This window comes from Pseudocitrobacter sp. 2023LY-00077 (genome assembly GCF_055796175.1).
The window spans coordinates 67403-82893 of sequence record NZ_JBSPEI010000018.1; the positions used below are offsets into that span (position 1 = coordinate 67403).

A 15491-nucleotide genomic window follows, 5' to 3' on the forward strand; every position below is an offset into this window, starting at 1 on the left:
AAGGATAAAACGATGGCTACCCCACACATTAACGCAGAAATGGGCGATTTCGCTGACGTAGTTTTGATGCCAGGCGACCCGCTGCGTGCGAAGCACATTGCTGAAACTTTCCTCGAAGACGTGCGTGAAGTGAACAACGTTCGCGGCATGCTGGGCTTCACCGGTACCTACAAGGGCCGCAAAATCTCCGTAATGGGCCACGGCATGGGTATCCCGTCCTGCTCCATCTACACCAAAGAGCTGATCACCGATTTCGGTGTGAAGAAAATCATTCGCGTGGGTTCCTGCGGCGCGGTGCGCCCGGACGTAAAACTGCGTGACGTGGTTATCGGCATGGGCGCGTGCACCGACTCTAAAGTAAACCGTCTGCGCTTTAAAGATCACGACTTTGCAGCGATTGCTGACTTCGGTATGGTGCGTAACGCGGTAGACGCAGCGAAAGCACTGGGCGTTGATGCGCGCGTGGGTAACATCTTCTCCGCAGACCTGTTCTACACGCCGGACCCGCAAATGTTCGACGTGATGGAAAAATACGGCATTCTGGGGATCGAGATGGAAGCGGCGGGCATCTACGGTGTGGCAGCAGAGTTTGGCGCGAAAGCGCTGACCATCTGCACCGTGTCTGATCATATCCGTACCCACGAGCAGACCACTGCCGCTGAACGTCAGACCACGTTCAATGACATGATCAAAATCGCGCTGGAATCTGTACTGCTGGGCGACCAGGAGTAAGGTGCCTGTGGTGCCCGGTGGCGCTTCGCTTACCGGGCCTACGGTGTAGGCCGGATAAGGCGCAGCCGCCATCCGGCAATACCGCGCACGAACCCGTAGGCCGGATAAGGCGTCAGCCGCCATCCGGCATTTTTACCGCGAAATTGCGAACTCCCTTCCTGTTATTTCCCCACCCAATTGCTTTTTATTTTCTGCACGCTACGTTTGATTTTTTGTTTATGGAGATAAACAAAATGTCGAACTATCGGCGTTATTACATCAACGGCGGGACCTGGTTTTTCACGGTGAATTTGAAAAATCGGCAAACTGATTTGTTGGTCAACCATATTGCAGACCTGAGATCTGTGGTGAAAGACGTTAAACAGAAAAAACCTTTTTACATTGATGCCTGGGTTGTTCTGCCGGAACACCTTCACTGTATCTGGACACTCCCTCAGAACGAATATGATTTTTCGGCACGCTGGCGAGAGATTAAAAAACGCTTCTCCAAAGCAATCATGTGCGGCGCTGTTTGGCAGCCTCGCTTTTGGGAACATGCTATTCGCGATGAGGAAGATTATCGCCGTCATGTGGATTACATCTACATTAATCCGGTAAAACACGGTTGGGTAAAACGTGTTCAGGATTGGCCATTTTCCTCGTTTCATCGCGATGTGCGAGAGGGAATTTATCCGGCGGGTTGGGCGGGGGATATCAACGAATTCAGGACCGGAGAGCGATAATAACGCCCGGTGGCGCTGCGCTTACCGGGCCTACACCGCGCACGGATTCGTAGGCCGGATAAGGCGCAGCCGCCATCCGGCAATAATTACCGCACCGCCCCCGCAATCCACGCTGACAACTCCCGCAACTCTTTCTCCTGCTCCGGGAAATCACCTAACAGCGCTTCGCACTCCTGCTGTAACACATCCGCCCGGTACAAACACCCCTGCAAACGCGCGGCCAGCGCTTCTAGCGGCGCAGGATTCAAACTGTCGGTAAAGACCTGCGTACGGGTGATGTGCCCCTTCTCGACGTCGAAATGCAGCTCTACGCCGCCCCAGGTGAAGCGTTCGTCCAGCAGATGACTAAAGGCCGGGGCCTGACCGAAATTCCACTCCCAGCTACTTTGACGCGCAAACGTCTCGGCAAAGTTCGGCAGGTCTGGTGTTTTATCCGGCGAGATAATCTCGGCGTCTACCCGTTCGCCATAATGGGCGAAAAACGCTTCCGTAATCGCCGTACAAATTTGCTCATGCGTCACGCCCGGCAGCAGCTCGACGAGGTTTGCCACGCGCCCGCGCACGGAGGTAATGCCCTTCGCCTGTAGTTTTTTCTTATCCGGGTTGAGGTAGTTCGCCAGACGACTGAGGTCGGCGTTGAGCAGCAGCGTACCGTGGTGGAACCCACGATCTTTGGTCTCGCGATAGGCCGAACCGGACACCTTGCGATCGCCCTCAGGTGTTTTCACGATGAGGTCGTTGCGTCCGGATGCTTCTGCCACCGCGCCCAGCGAATTCAGCGCGTCCAGCACGATGCTGGTTGAGACGGTTTTGTCATACTCCGGTTTACCCGCCATAAATGTAAAACAGGTATTGCCGAGGTCATGGAACACCGCGCCGCCGCCGCTGCTGCGACGCGCCAGGCGCACGTTGTCTTCTTCCATGCGCCGCGTATTACACTCTTTCCACGGGTTTTGCGCGCGGCCAATGACCACGGTATCGGCGTTACGCCAGAGGAACAGCACGCGCTGAGTGGCGGGCATCTGACGGAAAATACACTCTTCAACCGCCAGGTTAAACCAGGGGTCGTATGAGTCTGAGAGGAGCAGGCGTAAAGTGGCCATATTGAGTTCCCTTTCTACTCTTTTTTCTCTTCTTCCTCTTCCTGTACCGGTTTATTGGCGGTGAGAAGGAAGGGTGATTGTTGCCAGCGGGTGCGTTTACCCTGTAGCAGCGTTCGTGTGAGCACTACGCCAATGGCAAGCGACAGCAACAGCATCAGGCGCAGAATATTGGTGGTGTTATCGACCTGTTTGGCTTCTGTTGGCAGCGTATGGGTGTCGAGCGTCAGACGTAAATACCCCAGCGGCCCATTTTTGCCCTGAATGGGTTCGACGATTTGCTGATTGAAATAGCCGCCCGCTTTTTTGCCATCCAGCGCCAGACGGTCGCGCAGTTCGACGCTCTCGCCGGCGCGGGCGATCATGTCGCCTTTCTCATCATACACCCCGGCGTCAAGGATGCGGCTTTCAGCGGTGAGTTGCGTGAGCAACTGGCGGACTTTTTTCTCATCTGGCGTCTCACTACGCACCAGCGGCGCAAGATTCAGCGCCACCTGACGGGCGAGCGTGCGCGCCAGTTCTTCAAGCTGCGGATTACGCTGCTGCTGGTGTTGTTGACTGAACCATGACGCCCCTTGCATCAATGCCACCAGAAGTGCGAGGCATATCAGGACAATCACGGCGCGATGCAGTCTAAATTTCAGTTTTGCGCGTACCATATTCCACCTTTGAAAATTTGCAGCTTAATGTTGCCAGAAGCGCTGGTTACAAGGTAGCCTCATGCGTTATTTTCCTGGCCTTAATGAAGTGGAGTGGAGCTGTAATGCCGAACAGTTTGACCTGGTGCGACCTGCCTGAAGATGTCTCCTTGTGGCCTGGGTTGCCGCTTTCTTTAAGTGGCGATGAAGTGATGCCACTGGATTATCATGCCGGACGTAGCGGCTGGCTGCTCTACGGACGCGGGCTGGATAAACCCCAGTTAACCTCTTATCAGCGCAAGCTGGGCGCGGCAATGGTGATTGTTGCGGCCTGGTGTGTGGAAGATTATCAGGTTATTCGCCTGGCCGGGTCATTAACGCCGCGCGCGACCAAACTGGCACACGACGCCGGGCTGGATGTTGCGCCGCTGGGGAAAATCCCACACCTGCGTACGCCTGGATTATTGGTGATGGATATGGATTCCACCGCTATTCAGATTGAATGCATTGATGAAATCGCCAAACTGGCCGGTACCGGCGAGCTGGTTTCTGAAGTGACCGAGCGCGCGATGCGTGGTGAACTCGACTTCGCCGCCAGCCTGCGTCAGCGCGTTGCGACGCTTAAGGGCGCGGATGCCAATATTTTGCGTCAGGTCCGCGACGATCTGCCATTAATGCCGGGCTTAACCCAACTGGTACTGAAGCTGGAATCGCTGGGCTGGAAAGTGGCGATAGCCTCCGGCGGCTTTACCTTCTTCGCGGAATATCTGCGCGATAAGCTGCGTCTGACTGCTGCGGTTGCCAACGAACTGGGCATTATGGACGGCGTGCTGACGGGCGAAGTGGTAGGCGATATCGTTGATGCGAAATATAAAGCCAATACGTTGCAGCGCCTTGCTGAACAGTATGATATTCCGAAAGATCAGACCGTCGCTATTGGCGATGGCGCGAACGATCTGCCGATGATCAAAGCGGCTGGGCTGGGTATCGCTTATCATGCCAAGCCGAAAGTTAATGAACAGACGGAAGTCACCATCCGTCACGCTGACCTGATTGGGGTGCTGTGCATTCTGACGGGCAGCCTGAATCAGGAATAAGAGGTAAAACGTGGCGAAAGCTCCAAAACGCGCATTTGTCTGTAATGAATGTGGTGCGGATTATCCGCGCTGGCAGGGGCAGTGCAGCGCCTGCCAGGCCTGGAATACCATCACCGAAGTGCGTGGTGTGGCGGCTTCTCCAACCGTTGCGCGTAATGAACGTCTGAGCGGCTATGCGGGCAGCGCTGGCGTGTCGAAGGTGCAGAAGCTGTCGGATATCAGCCTGGAAGAGCTGCCGCGTTTCTCAACCGGTTTTAAAGAGTTTGACCGCGTACTGGGCGGTGGCGTGGTGCCAGGGAGCGCGATTCTTATCGGCGGTAACCCCGGCGCGGGGAAATCGACGTTACTGCTGCAAACGCTATGTAAACTCGCTGAGCAGATGAAAACCCTGTATGTCACCGGCGAAGAGTCGTTACAGCAGGTGGCGATGCGTGCGCATCGTCTCGGCCTGCCGACCACCAATCTCAATATGCTGTCAGAAACCAGCATCGAACAGATTTGCATGATTGCTGAAGAAGAGCAGCCGAAGCTGATGGTTATCGACTCCATCCAGGTGATGCACATGGCGGATATTCAGTCATCGCCGGGCAGCGTGGCACAGGTGCGCGAAACCGCAGCTTACCTGACGCGGTTTGCGAAAACGCGCGGCGTGGCGATTGTGATGGTTGGCCACGTGACCAAAGATGGCTCGCTGGCGGGCCCGAAAGTGCTGGAACACTGTATCGACTGCTCGGTGCTGCTGGACGGCGATGCTGATTCGCGCTTCCGCACCCTGCGCAGCCATAAAAACCGTTTTGGCGCAGTGAATGAACTGGGCGTGTTCGCGATGACTGAACAGGGGCTGCGCGAAGTCAGCAACCCATCCGCTATCTTCCTGAGCCGTGGGGATGAAGTGACGTCCGGCAGCTCGGTGATGGTGGTGTGGGAAGGTACGCGCCCGCTGCTGGTTGAGATTCAGGCGCTGGTGGATCACTCGATGATGTCGAACCCGCGTCGCGTGGCTGTTGGGCTTGAGCAGAACCGTCTGGCGATTCTGCTGGCGGTGCTGCATCGTCATGGCGGTTTGCAGATGGCGGATCAAGACGTGTTCGTTAACGTTGTCGGCGGCGTGAAGGTCACCGAAACCAGCGCCGACCTGGCGCTGCTGCTGGCGATGGTCTCCAGCCTGCGCGACAGGCCGCTACCGCAGGATCTCGTGGTATTTGGTGAAGTGGGCCTTGCCGGAGAAATTCGCCCCGTGCCGAGCGGCCAGGAACGTATTTCCGAAGCGGCCAAACACGGTTTCCGCCGCGCAATTGTGCCTGCCGCGAACGTACCGAAAAAGCCGCCCGAAGGCATGCAGGTATTCGGCGTGAAAAAACTCGCGGATGCGCTAAACGTCTTTGACGATTTATAATTAACATCGCGCCGTAGCCGGATGGCGGCGTAAACGCCTTATCCGGCCTGGCGATCCCGTAGGCCTGATAAGCGCAGCGCCATCAGGCGCAGTTCGGCGCCGTAGCCGGATGCGGCTACCGCCTTATCCGGCCTACCGATCTCGTAGGCCTGATAAGCGCAGCGCCATCAGGCGCAGTTCGGTGCCGTAGCCGGATGCGGCTACCGCCTTATCCGGCCTACCGATCCCGTAGGCCTGATAAGCGCAGCGCCATCAGGCGCAGTTCAGCGCCGTTGCCGGATACGGCGTACAATTGTTTTACCATCGTTTATCCCCATCAGCAGGAGGCTCTTGTGTCATCGTTCGACTATCTTAAAACCGCGATCCGTCAGAAAGGTTGCACGCTACAGCAGGTAGCTGACGCCAGCGGCATGACCAAGGGCTACCTCAGTCAGTTGTTGAACGCCAAAATCAAAAGCCCAAGCGCGCAGAAACTGGAAGCGCTGCATCGCTTTTTAGGTCTGGAGTTCCCGCGTCTGCAAAAGACCGTTGGCGTGGTCTTCGGTAAGTTCTACCCGCTGCATACCGGCCACATCTACCTGATTCAGCGCGCCTGTAGCCAGGTGGACGAGCTGCATATCATCATGGGTTACGACGACGTGCGCGACCGCACGCTGTTTGAGCAGAGCGCCATGTCGCAACAGCCCACCGTCCCGGACCGCCTGCGTTGGTTGCTGCAAACCTTTAAATATCAGAAAAACATTCGCATCCACGCTTTCAATGAAGAAGGCATGGAGCCTTACCCGCACGGCTGGGATGTGTGGAGCCGCGGCATGAAAGCCTTTATGGAAGAGAAGGGCATTCAACCCGACGTTATCTACACCTCCGAAGAGCTGGATGCCCCGCAGTATATTGAACATCTCGGCATCAAAACCGTGCTGGTCGATCCGAAGCGAACCTTCATGAACATTAGCGGCGGGCAGATTCGTGAGAACCCGTTCCGCTACTGGGAGTACATCCCCACCGAAGTGAAGCCGTTCTTTGTGCGCACGGTTGCGATTCTTGGCGGCGAATCCAGCGGTAAATCGACGCTGGTGAATAAGCTCGCCAATATCTTCAACACCTCCAGCGCCTGGGAATATGGCCGCGATTATGTCTTCTCGCATCTGGGCGGTGATGAGATGGCGCTGCAATATTCCGATTACGACAAAATTGCGCTCGGACATGCGCAGTACATTGATTTTGCGGTGAAATACGCCAACAAAGTGACCTTTATCGATACCGATTTTGTTAGCACCCAGGCGTTCTGCAAAAAATATGAAGGCCGCGAGCATCCGTTCGTGCAGGCGATGATTGATGAATACCGTTTCGACCTGGTGATTCTGCTGGAGAACAACACGCCGTGGATCAACGACGGACTACGCAGCCTGGGCAGCTCTGTCGATCGCAAAGAGTTTCAGTCGCTGCTGGTATCGATGCTCAAGGAAAACAACATTGAGTTCGTACACGTTGAAGAGGCGGACTACGATGCGCGCTTCCTGCGCTGCGTAGAGCTGGTGAAGCAACTGATGGGCGAAGCGGGATAAAGCGACCTATTATAGCGGCAGATTAAATCGCGTTGTCTGCCGCGAACCCCAAACCCTCACCCGAAAATATATATTAATTAAATAATTCAATTTAAACTCATCACTATTTTATTTATTTAGAAAAACTAAAATCAATATTTAGTTTATATTGACGCAATAGAATAGGAACTTGTTCTATTTAGGTCTACATTACGCACGTTGGGATATTCCTGAATTATACATCAAGGGAATGATGTTGATTTATTAATTGCAATGGAAAATGGATTTCTACTGCATCCTCACTCATTCCCCGCCTGATGCCTCCCTTCACACACTTTTACTCATTACCGGCGCTCTGGCAGCCTGAAGCCAGGGGCGGTAGCGTGCCTGATTCAACTATCGGATAAACCATGGACAGAAGTGGTATTGAAGTTCAACGAGCTGCCGTTAGCGCGCTCTTCCTGCGTGAAATTAAAACCCGATTCGGGAAATACCGTTTAGGCTATTTTTGGGCGGTGCTGGAACCGGCGGCGCATATGCTGGTGATGCTGGCAGTATTCGGTTTTATTATGCATCGCACGATGCCGGATATCTCTTTCCCCGTATTTCTGATTAACGGCATCATCCCGTACTTTCTTTTCAGCAATATTACGACACGGTCGATTGGCGCCATTGAAGCTAACCAGGGGCTGTTTAACTATCGCCCCGTCAGGCCGGTGGACACCATCATCGCCCGCGCGTTGCTTGAAACCCTGATTTACGGCTGCGTGTACATTGTACTGATGACCATCGTCGGCTTTGCCGGAGAAACCTTCGCAGTTACCCGCCTGGTGACGCTTATTCTCACCTGGTTGCTGCTGGTGATTTTCTCCTGCGGTGTGGGGCTCATCTTTATGGTGGTTGGGAATGCCTTCCCGGAGACGGAGAAGTTTTTGCCGATCCTGATTAAGCCGCTCTATTTTGTCTCCTGCATTATGTTTCCCCTGCATGCCATTCCGCGCGCTTACTGGCCGTATCTGTTGTGGAACCCGATTGTGCACATCGTTGAACTGAGCCGTGAATGCGTGGTGGCGAACTACGTCAGCGAGGGCGTGAATCTACCGTATCTGGCGCTATGTACGCTGGTGGTGCTGTTTCTTGGGCTGGCGGTGTATCGCCGTAACGAAGAGGCGATGCTCACATCATGATCCGTATCGAGAACCTGTCTAAATCCTACCCCACGCCGCAGGGGCGGCATTACGTTTTTAAAGATCTCAACATCGAACTGCCCAGCGGCAAAAGTGTGGCAATCATTGGTCGCAACGGCGCGGGGAAATCGACGTTGCTGCGCATGATTGGCGGTATCGACCGCCCCGACAGCGGGCGAATTATCACCGACAGCACCATCTCCTGGCCTGTCGGGCTGGCGGGTGGTTTTCAGGGCAGCCTGACCGGGCGAGAGAACGTGAAGTTTGTCGCGCGCCTGTATGCCACCCGTGATGAGCTGAAAGAGAAGGTCGCTTTTGTGGAGGAGTTCGCCGAGCTGGGGAAATACTTTGATATGCCGATTAAAACCTACTCCTCCGGGATGCGTTCGCGTCTGGGGTTTGGCTTAAGCATGGCGTTTAAGTTTGATTATTATCTGGTGGATGAAGTGACGGCAGTGGGTGATGCAAGGTTTAAGCAGAAATGTGAGGAATTGTTTAATAAAAACATGTTGGGCTCTAATTTATTAATGGTATCTCATAGTTTAAAGTTTCTTTCACATTATTGTGATACAGCCTTGTTTATTGGTAGAAATAATGAGGTTAAACACTGTTATGATATAGATGAAGCTATTTGTTTATATAAATATGATGAAGGTGTTTAGTTTTTCACGAGGTTTGTAATGTTTACTATAATAATCCCAATAGATCTTACTTTTAGACCTAGTGATATTTTTAATAAGGCTATTTTTTTTGCTGTGAAGGCAGGGAAAGAAAAAATAAAATTGGTATTCGGGTTAAATGATCGTGAAACTTTTTGGGATGAAAAATTTTATCGGGCATTGTCAAGCTATAAGAATGTAGTTGTCAATAAAATAGTTCGAAATAATTCAAGCGTTAATTCATCTCTTTTGAGAAATGTGGCGTTTGAAAAAGTAATGACAAAGTATGTAGTAATATATGATGTTGATATCTATCCTGATTTTAGCATGTTATATAAATACGTAAAGTTGCTCTCAAGTAATGTCCGACCATTTTACATTTTACCGTGCTTATATCTTTCGAAATATGGAAGTGCCAGACTGCTTTCAGGTATAGAAAATTTATCAACGTTGAAAGAAAAGTATTTCTCTTTTTCACGTAAGGAATTTTTGCATCTTGCGAGCCCTTCATCTTTGACAATAATGAAAAGTAATGATTTTGAGGCCATAAACGGTTTTGATATTAGTTATGAGGGGCATGGGTATGAAGATTTTGATTTTTTATTAAGACTTTCAAAACTATATAATATATTTGATTATTGCGATGATTTTTATTTAGATAAGGTAGCTAGATCACCTTTATTTGCAGTTGGTTTTAGAAAATATCTTGGTAAGTTATGCATAGATTGTCTATTAAATAAGGAGTTTGCATTTCATTTATACCATGAGAAAGATAGTTCGTATCACTCATCCAGAGTAGTTAATAAAAATATTTTTATGGAAAAACATTGCGTTATTACAGAAAATGTTGATCAAGCCTACAAAGATACTTTGATTGTCGATTTTATCAATGAGTGCCGAAATAGAGATTTAAATATTCATAATTTTTCTATTTTATTTGAGAATAAACCAGGTCATATCGATAGATATGAAACTTTCAAAAAGAAACTAAGGTTTTTATTTAAATGAACAATAAGCATTTTCGTTATAAAAAAATATCAAAATTATTAAAAAATCCCAACATGTTTTTTTATGATTACTTTAGAAAGAAAGTTTATAATGGTTTACCACAACAAAAACAAACCAATGAAAATAAAAACACTCAGCCAGCTTCTATAATAGATATTTTTGAAATAAATAAAATTGGACTACCTGAGTATATTAAAAATGCTTTGAATACAGGCGTTTCTCCTGAGGATGGATTTGATAAGAATGGGCTGCTAATATGGAGTGGTTATCTCAATGGACTTGTTAGTCTTATTTATAACATTAGAGAAGCCATGTCTATGGATGTTTGTATATATACACTGGGGGGGGGGGTATAGTGTATATATTAAATATGAAGACAAATTTGATATTGCTAACATTACTCAAAAGTTATCATCTCGACCCGATTTCATTATAGAGGTTAGCAATCAAATTGGGAACATGAGCATTCTTCATTTTTATCTGTATGATATCAGTATTGATGGACTTGCTGTCGTTAGATCTAATAAAGCAATGATACGAAAATGTGCTATAGATGAAATAGAAAGTATATTTGTTAGCAGGGATATCATTGAAAATATTGATGTCGTATATACTTGGGTAAATCAGGCTGATATGGAATGGCAGGAGAAATGGTTAGAAACTTATCCTGAAGATAACTTTGATCCTGATCGGTTTACTAATAATGATGAGTTAAAGTATTCGTTGAGGTCTATTTATAAATATGCCCCTTGGGTAAACAAGGTTTTTATTGTTTCGAATTGTGCGAAACCGAAATGGTTGTCAACTTCTGATAAGATAGTATGGGTTGAGCATGAAAATATTTTCCCTAACGAAGAAATGTTGCCAACATTCAACTCACATGCAATTGAAAGTTGTTTACATAGAATCCCCGGATTATCTGAAAAATTCATCTACCTAAATGATGACTTCATGTTATCTCAACCATGCCTGCCATCTGATTTTTATGATGAAACTGGGCGTTCAATATCGTATTTTGAACCTTACGGTATGGTTTATCCAGATACAAAACTCCTAGATATTCCTGATTATATGCAAGCATCAATTAACTCTCATAAGTTGATTAAGAAAAACTATCCTAAATATGAAGCAAGGAATCTCCACAGACATGTTCCTTATAGTTTAAATAAATCCATTCTAATGGAGTTGGAAGAAAAATATCCTGAGGCATTTTTTCTAACTCGTTCCTCAAAATTAAGATCTAACACCGACGTTAATGTGACTTCTTTTTTGTACCATCATTATGCATTTGTTACGGGGAAATCTGTTAAATCAGAGTTGTCAAGTATGATTGTTAGACCTGGAAATATAAAGTCAATTTTATCAAAAGATAGTTTTAAATATAAAATACTATGTTTCAATGATGGAAATGGAAGTTCATTAGATGATGAGTATAAAAAGCATACAATCAATTTTTTTAACAAAAGATATGCAGAAAAAGCTCCTTGGGAAATAGATGATTCACAAGAGCAACCCAAAGATGATTAAGATATTTTTTAATGATAGTGATTATATATAATTCAATAAAATAATAAGAAGAGTGAATATGAATAGCAAAAAACCTCGAGTCTTTATATTAACATCCAGAGTATACGAAGAGGCCGGTGGGCGGACAAAAGCAACTATTGAACGAATCTTGCTTTTGCGAAAGCATTTCGATACGACATTAATTGAAATGAGTTCCGGAAAATATCCTGCTAAGGAGCTAAAGGCAGTATTTTCTAAATATAAAGAAATATTTCCTGCCATAAACCCTTGGCAAGAGGTTCGTGTAGAACCTACAGCCCATACATGCAATTATATGGATTATTTGCGACAGCGAACTGGTAATCTTAGTATTGAGGGGAAAATATTCGAAGGAGCTCAAGAGGCTTGCATATTATCTACATTATCTAGAGGGAAAATTAAAGTTTATGTAAATGATAATAAGATCATTCGGTTACGTGAATTTCATTCCGATGGTACAGTGGAAGTATTTTCTTTGGATGACAGACAAAATATTGTTTTTAGAGAAGTTTATTATGAAGATAATTTGCTTGCTCGATATTACTTGAATGATACTGGATTTGTCAGTGCTGGTTTTATATGTGGAGAAGACGGAAATATAAAAAATTATTTGTATCGAATGCGCAATGGGGATGTTGTGTATTCGGATACTCTTCTTGAGCATAATGTTGTATTTTTGAATGATGTTCTTTCTGATGGTGATGTAATTATCTCTGATGTTCGATATTATGACGATGTTCTGGATAAAATTAAACACTCTGTTCGTAAAATTCACGTCTGGCATGAGATTGCTATCAATCAATATGCGGATAGTGGTATTAACCCCGAATATAAGACGTTAACTGATCCAGTTTATCCTTTAGCTAAGAATGACAGAATAATTGTTTTCACGGAGGATGCTAAAAAAGAATATAGTGAAAGTTTTCCGCATTTGAAAAATAATTTTAGGGTTATTCCATACGGTATAACCTTAAAGGCAACTATAGACGGTATTAGCCGTGACAATAATCTTGTTATCTCCATTGGTCGCTTACAAAGCCAAAAACAAAAAAGGGTTGATGATCAAATTAGAGCATTTGGGCTTTTTTATACTACCAACCCTGATGCTAGGCTAAATATTTTTGGTCAAGGGAATGATACTGAAAAGCTTAAAAGACTAGTCAAAGAACTACGACTTGATGCCGTCGTGCAGTTCAGTGGTTTCGCACATGATGTAGACAAGGAATTTCAGCGGGCTGGTATGATGATATTTTCATCGAGTTACGAAACATTTGGATTAACAATTTTGGAAAGTTTGAGCAACGGAACACCTGTAGTTAGTTATGATGTTCGCTTCGGTGCTAAAACGATGATCAAGGATAATTATAATGGCTTTATATCTAAGGCTAACACGCCTGAGGCTCTCGCTGAGGCCATGACGAGAATGTATAATACCGATTTAAATTCTTTAAGCGTTCGGGAATCTGTGCAAGATAAATTTAGCCACGAAAATTTTGAAAAAAACTGGCTTGCCATAATAGTTAATGGGGAATAGAAATGCATTAATAGATTTTCGGAACTTATTAAATCCGATGTATATACGCGATAAACTTGAAGATGCATGTTTGGTCAGTGATGTGTGCCAAGCCTTGTGGGAACAATGCTGCAAGAGCAACATGCAACTTGAAGTATCACGAGTATATTACTATCATTAAATTTTATTTTAATTATCCATTGTTGCGAATATTAGATTTTTATCAGGATAATATTGCAAACACTCTTTTATATTTTTTGTTTTTTCTTAAGATTAATATATATTAATGGTGATATTATCATGTTAACTGAAAAATGTATTTTTACATTATCCAACGAAATAACTAAGATTGAGTTTTATAAAATAGAAAAATATATTAAGTCATTAAATGTAGGGTGTGCTTTTTGGTCAAAAAATAAAGATATGATGATTGGTATAAATAATGACTTGCAAATTGAGGGGGATTTTAAGTTGTTTGGAAAACAAGATACTTTATATTCAATGGGAGCATTTTCTTATTCTGGATCAAATTTAGGTTACGGAGTGAGTATTGGAAGGTATTCAAGTATAGCAAAGAATGTCAGAATTATGGGAGCAAAACATTTCACTGATTGGGTTTCTACATCTCCTATTTTTTATGAACCAGACTATCATGATTTAGATGCAACTACGGTTACTCATTTGGCAAGAACAAAAAGGAGAGTTTCAATTGGAAATGATGTGTGGATTGGAGAAAATGTGGTTTTAAAATCTGATATTAAAATTGGTGATGGAGTGGTTATTGCCGCAAACTCGGTTGTAACAAAAGATGTTCCGCCATTTATGATCGTAGGCGGTGTACTGGCAAAGATTATGAAACCCAGATTTGATGATGTTGTGATAGAGAGCCTTTTACGCTTGCGATGGTGGCGTTTTCATAAAAATGATTTGAAATTTTTAACAGCTAATCAACCTGAGGTGTTTATTAATTCCCTAGAAGAAAAGATCATGCTTCGGAAGTTAGATGAATACCGCCCCAATGTCATTGGGAAAGATGATATTATCAATAGTATAGTTGTTGACCATAAATAAAGCATTATCTAATGCATTGAATTTAGGTTATCTGGTTTCATTTTTTATTTTAATCTCAACGTGAGATATAACTTTATCTTGCCTTGGTGTCACAAATCTCCCCCCATAAAACACCGCATTTATCTGCGTAGTCTCCAGCAGATAACTGCGGAAGATCGCCAGTAACCCCATATCCGGCTGGAATTCCGCCGTCCAAAACTGATGCAGATGCCCCTGATAAGTTAAGCCTTTCATATCGTACAGGGCATCGCCCATCACCTTCAGCGGCTTGTTGTGAATCAACGCCGACAGGCCCGCCGTACTGTTAATCGTCACCACCGCTTTGGCATGCTTCAGCATCTCCGGCATCGGGAGATCGTGCACATATAGCACCCGGTTGCGAATGCCGTATTTCTTACTGAGCTTATTGATTAGCGGACGATACAAGCGATGGCCGCGATCCATCGGGTGGTGCTTGAACACCAGAAACTTGGTCGCAGGGGCTTTGGTGGCAAAGGAGTACATCACGTCGTTGATGTAATCACGCACGTCGGCATAGCCGCTGTGATTGCGGATCTGGCTGTCGTTATACACCTGTAAAATCGCGAGGTAATAACGTTTATCCAGCTGCGTCTGAAGCCGGGGGAGAACGTCGTGCTCTTTAAACGCATACCAGTGTTTGCGTCGCCAGGCGCGCACCCAGCAGCGCATCTCATACCACGGCGAGAAAGACTTGTGGTGTCGATAAAGCGGGTAGTCGTGACGGTGAAACCAGCCCTCCAGGTAGTACCAGGTCGCGTGCCAGTAGCGTAAGCGAGTCGAGGGTTTTAACGGCTGAATATTGCGCGGCGGCAGTTCGGGTAGATGGCGATAAAATTCAGGATCGCGAGGCAGGGAGGAGTAGGCGTTTACGCCGCCTTCTTCAAGCGTAATAAAGTGCGGGCGCAGGTATCCCTCTTCAAATGCCAGAAAACGCAGCCCTTTGGCCTGCGCCCATTGACGGGCGACCTGGTGTAGCGGTCGGCAATCACCAAAACAGACCAGTGTATCAAAGGGATAGGTTTTCCACGTCTCTTTTAGCCAGTGGGCAAAATATTCGGGCGTCTGGTCAAATTGCAGCATCGGGCGATGCCGACAGTAAAAGCGATCGCCGCCGTTAAAGACCACGTTTACCGCTTCGCGGCCTTTGCTCTCAAGCCAGTCGGCCAGGTCGGCAAAGAACGGCCCCATCGGCCCCTGTAAAAGCAGATACCGCTTACCCGCCAGTAATTTGCTCATTGCTGTGCTGTCCATGCCTCAG

15 protein-coding genes are annotated in these 15491 nt (G+C 46.8%); 12 read left to right on the top strand and 3 right to left on the bottom strand.

The window, feature by feature from the left end:
• Window positions 1–12 precede the first annotated feature (12 nt).
• Entirely contained in the window at window positions 13–732 is a 720-nt protein-coding gene (deoD, locus tag ACWWFX_RS20435; protein WP_015966021.1) for a purine-nucleoside phosphorylase, read from the top strand.
• A 233-nt stretch (window positions 733–965) separates the two neighbouring features.
• Entirely contained in the window at window positions 966–1454 is a 489-nt protein-coding gene (locus tag ACWWFX_RS20440) for an REP-associated tyrosine transposase (RefSeq protein WP_276221868.1), read from the top strand.
• Between the two features lie 86 nt (window positions 1455–1540).
• Here the strand turns inward: ACWWFX_RS20440 and lplA are convergent, their stop codons facing one another.
• Together lplA and ACWWFX_RS20450 are read right to left on the bottom strand one after the other, a co-directional pair.
• Entirely contained in the window at window positions 1541–2557 is a 1017-nt protein-coding gene (gene lplA, locus ACWWFX_RS20445; protein WP_015966019.1) for a lipoate--protein ligase LplA, read from the bottom strand.
• Between the two features lie 14 nt (window positions 2558–2571).
• Window positions 2572–3213 carry a YtjB family periplasmic protein gene (locus ACWWFX_RS20450; RefSeq protein ID WP_015966018.1) on the bottom strand — a complete coding sequence of 214 codons (642 nt, stop codon included), beginning with the start codon at window positions 3211–3213 and terminating at the stop codon, window positions 2572–2574.
• A 104-nt stretch (window positions 3214–3317) separates the two neighbouring features.
• Between ACWWFX_RS20450 and serB the strand changes: the two genes are divergently transcribed.
• The 10 genes from serB to ACWWFX_RS20500 all read left to right on the top strand — a co-directional run bounded on the left by serB (window position 3318) and on the right by ACWWFX_RS20500 (window position 14212).
• The gene (gene serB, locus ACWWFX_RS20455) at window positions 3318–4289 is read left to right on the top strand and encodes a phosphoserine phosphatase (protein ID WP_276221874.1); all 972 of its coding nucleotides are present in this window, start codon (window positions 3318–3320) and stop codon (window positions 4287–4289) included.
• Between the two features lie 10 nt (window positions 4290–4299).
• The gene (gene radA, locus ACWWFX_RS20460) at window positions 4300–5685 is read left to right on the top strand and encodes a DNA repair protein RadA (RefSeq protein ID WP_473224643.1); all 1386 of its coding nucleotides are present in this window, start codon (window positions 4300–4302) and stop codon (window positions 5683–5685) included.
• Window positions 5686–6017: 332 nt separating this feature from the next.
• Complete coding sequence (gene nadR / locus ACWWFX_RS20465; RefSeq protein WP_108475582.1) at window positions 6018–7250, top strand: multifunctional transcriptional regulator/nicotinamide-nucleotide adenylyltransferase/ribosylnicotinamide kinase NadR; 1233 nt, start codon at window positions 6018–6020, stop codon at window positions 7248–7250.
• Window positions 7251–7639: 389 nt separating this feature from the next.
• On the top strand, window positions 7640–8416 hold the full coding sequence (locus ACWWFX_RS20470; RefSeq protein WP_473224644.1) for an ABC transporter permease: 777 nt from the start codon (window positions 7640–7642) through the stop codon (window positions 8414–8416).
• Window positions 8413–9078 (top strand): ABC transporter ATP-binding protein, encoded by a 666-nt coding sequence (locus ACWWFX_RS20475; protein WP_473224645.1) that lies wholly within the window; start codon window positions 8413–8415, stop codon window positions 9076–9078. Before ACWWFX_RS20470 ends, ACWWFX_RS20475 begins: the two co-directional genes overlap by 4 nt.
• An 18-nt stretch (window positions 9079–9096) precedes the next feature.
• Window positions 9097–10083: a galactosyltransferase-related protein gene (locus tag ACWWFX_RS20480; protein ID WP_473224646.1), complete on the top strand. Its 987-nt coding sequence runs from the start codon at window positions 9097–9099 to the stop codon at window positions 10081–10083.
• On the top strand, window positions 10080–10439 hold the full coding sequence (locus ACWWFX_RS20485; RefSeq protein ID WP_473224647.1) for a hypothetical protein: 360 nt from the start codon (window positions 10080–10082) through the stop codon (window positions 10437–10439). The genes ACWWFX_RS20480 and ACWWFX_RS20485 overlap by 4 nt, the downstream gene beginning before the upstream one ends.
• On the top strand, window positions 10405–11610 hold the full coding sequence (locus tag ACWWFX_RS20490) for a stealth conserved region 3 domain-containing protein (RefSeq protein WP_473224648.1): 1206 nt from the start codon (window positions 10405–10407) through the stop codon (window positions 11608–11610). Before ACWWFX_RS20485 ends, ACWWFX_RS20490 begins: the two co-directional genes overlap by 35 nt.
• 58 nt (window positions 11611–11668) lie before the next feature.
• Complete coding sequence (locus ACWWFX_RS20495) at window positions 11669–13162, top strand: glycosyltransferase (RefSeq protein ID WP_473224649.1); 1494 nt, start codon at window positions 11669–11671, stop codon at window positions 13160–13162.
• Between the two features lie 279 nt (window positions 13163–13441).
• Window positions 13442–14212: a CatB-related O-acetyltransferase gene (locus ACWWFX_RS20500; protein ID WP_473224650.1), complete on the top strand. Its 771-nt coding sequence runs from the start codon at window positions 13442–13444 to the stop codon at window positions 14210–14212.
• A 27-nt stretch (window positions 14213–14239) separates the two neighbouring features.
• On the opposite strand, the gene ACWWFX_RS20505 is transcribed toward ACWWFX_RS20500, so the two are convergent.
• Complete coding sequence (locus ACWWFX_RS20505; protein WP_473224651.1) at window positions 14240–15484, bottom strand: capsule biosynthesis protein; 1245 nt, start codon at window positions 15482–15484, stop codon at window positions 14240–14242.
• Between the last annotated feature and the right edge of the window lie 7 nt (window positions 15485–15491).

Excerpts from the sequence above, each read along its gene's own strand:
- deoD (WP_015966021.1), top strand. The coding sequence starts at position 13 with ATGGCTACCCCACACATTAACGCAGAAATGGGCGATTTCGCTGACGTA.
- ACWWFX_RS20440 (WP_276221868.1), top strand. The coding sequence starts at position 966 with ATGTCGAACTATCGGCGTTATTACATCAACGGCGGGACCTGGTTTTTC.
- lplA (WP_015966019.1), bottom strand. The coding sequence starts at position 2,557 with ATGGCCACTTTACGCCTGCTCCTCTCAGACTCATACGACCCCTGGTTT.
- ACWWFX_RS20450 (WP_015966018.1), bottom strand. The coding sequence starts at position 3,213 with ATGGTACGCGCAAAACTGAAATTTAGACTGCATCGCGCCGTGATTGTC.
- serB (WP_276221874.1), top strand. The coding sequence starts at position 3,318 with ATGCCGAACAGTTTGACCTGGTGCGACCTGCCTGAAGATGTCTCCTTG.
- ACWWFX_RS20470 (WP_473224644.1), top strand. The coding sequence starts at position 7,640 with ATGGACAGAAGTGGTATTGAAGTTCAACGAGCTGCCGTTAGCGCGCTC.
- ACWWFX_RS20475 (WP_473224645.1), top strand. The coding sequence starts at position 8,413 with ATGATCCGTATCGAGAACCTGTCTAAATCCTACCCCACGCCGCAGGGG.
- ACWWFX_RS20480 (WP_473224646.1), top strand. The coding sequence starts at position 9,097 with ATGTTTACTATAATAATCCCAATAGATCTTACTTTTAGACCTAGTGAT.
- ACWWFX_RS20485 (WP_473224647.1), top strand. The coding sequence starts at position 10,080 with ATGAACAATAAGCATTTTCGTTATAAAAAAATATCAAAATTATTAAAA.
- ACWWFX_RS20490 (WP_473224648.1), top strand. The coding sequence starts at position 10,405 with ATGTTTGTATATATACACTGGGGGGGGGGGTATAGTGTATATATTAAA.
- ACWWFX_RS20495 (WP_473224649.1), top strand. The coding sequence starts at position 11,669 with ATGAATAGCAAAAAACCTCGAGTCTTTATATTAACATCCAGAGTATAC.
- ACWWFX_RS20500 (WP_473224650.1), top strand. The coding sequence starts at position 13,442 with ATGTTAACTGAAAAATGTATTTTTACATTATCCAACGAAATAACTAAG.
- ACWWFX_RS20505 (WP_473224651.1), bottom strand. The coding sequence starts at position 15,484 with ATGGACAGCACAGCAATGAGCAAATTACTGGCGGGTAAGCGGTATCTG.